The following is a 528-nucleotide window of genomic DNA, read 5'->3' on the forward strand; positions in this document are numbered from 1 at the left end:
AGATCTGCTGAATTCTTACTAAAATGTATATTGATAAGGGTTGGAAAGGCCGAAGTATTATACATCCCTGCACCGTGGTTATTTCCTACAGATGTGTCATCAATACGCGCCACACCTGAACCATTTGCATTTCCCAGCGTGATATCGAACCCCTCAATTAGCGCAGCCGTACTAAGGTTTTTTGTCACCACTACATGATAGCTATTGTCCTCTTTATCATCAGGCACACCGATGTCTCCACTTAAGCGTGTTGGATTAGAAAAATCCTGCGTATCAGTTCCTACCACAAAACTGCCTTTTAGCTGAATATCCTTATGGATTAAAAAATATTTTGCCCTTGGATTATCACATCCGGAGGTACACAATCGTGCCGTTGAGGGATAGAAGGTTTGCCCACCGGCAATCCTTATTTCCCCTCTAAAGTTACAGGTTTCCTGTAGGGCTAAGGCACTTTCTAGACGTGTAAAAGCATTGCTCCAATCACTTCCATCATTATTTCCTGTAGCAGAGGCACGGTCTAAATTAGTC

The 528-nt window shown here is 42.8% G+C and carries 1 protein-coding gene; it reads right to left on the minus strand.

The annotated features are described in order from the left end of the window. Nucleotides 1-528 (minus strand): hypothetical protein (locus WA338_RS18880; protein WP_336094578.1); only part of this gene is annotated, 528 nt, incomplete at both ends.

Origin of the sequence: Leeuwenhoekiella sp. CH_XMU1409-2, from assembly GCF_037029365.1 — a bacterium.
Lineage (GTDB): Bacteria > Bacteroidota > Bacteroidia > Flavobacteriales > Flavobacteriaceae > Leeuwenhoekiella > Leeuwenhoekiella blandensis.